At 53.7% G+C, this 462-nt stretch carries 1 protein-coding gene; it reads right to left on the bottom strand.

Going from position 1 to position 462, the window contains the following annotated elements:
- Nucleotides 1-116: 116 nt before the first annotated feature.
- On the bottom strand, nucleotides 117-462 hold a 346-nt coding region (locus tag ACQRAX_RS25580; protein WP_427867783.1), incomplete at its 5' end, for a sodium:solute symporter family transporter.

The following is a 462-nucleotide window of genomic DNA, read 5'->3' as shown; positions in this document are numbered from 1 at the left end:
AAAATGAAACGGGTAAAACACAAATACGGCCTGTATGCAGGCAAGGTTTATTTGTGTTTGGCCCGGAAGCGGGTTCAGACGGCACGAACCGGGATGCCGTGCCGTCTGAAAGGGGTTTATCGGGCGGCGCGGTAATCTGCGTCGGCTTTTTCAAAGCGTTCTTGGATTTCGCGCGAAGGTTCTTTGTTGAACAGGGAAACCAACACGGCAACGATCAAGCAAACAATAAAGCCCGGGACGATTTCGTACATCGTCAACAAGCCGCTTTCGCCTGCCGCTCGAGCCGGTTTTTTTACCCATTCCGCCCACACAACAACGGTTGACGCACCTGCAACCATGCCTGACAACGCGCCGTAGGCAGTGATGCGTTTCCACAATACGGACAGAATCACAATCGGGCCGAATGCCGCACCGAAACCTGCCCACGCGTAAGACACCAGTCCCAATACTTTGCTGTTCGGA

This window comes from Pseudomonas sp. UM16 (assembly GCF_050312595.1).
In the GTDB taxonomy this organism is placed as follows: domain Bacteria; phylum Pseudomonadota; class Gammaproteobacteria; order Pseudomonadales; family Pseudomonadaceae; genus Aquipseudomonas.
Note: the sequence above shows the minus strand (reverse complement) of the source record. Positions and strands in the feature narration are given on the sequence as shown.